Consider the following 236-nt stretch of genomic DNA (forward strand, 5'->3'; position numbering starts at 1 on the left):
ACGCTGCCGCCGGAGCGTTGGATAGGCGACAATGACTGGATCGACCGACTGAAAGGTGTATCAGGATCGGTCTACATCCTGGCACACGAGAGGCAGTGGTTTCCAGCCCCGTTGATCAAGATGGAAGCAAACCTGATACGACTAGCCGAGTCTATCCGCTACCATATTCCCACACTTCGGCTTAATAAAAATTAAACCAGATGTTAGTAGCATTTTGTCCGGTTGTGCGGGAGGTA

Source organism: Nitrospira sp. (assembly GCA_005116745.1).
In the GTDB taxonomy this organism is placed as follows: Bacteria; Nitrospirota; Nitrospiria; order Nitrospirales; family Nitrospiraceae; genus Nitrospira_D.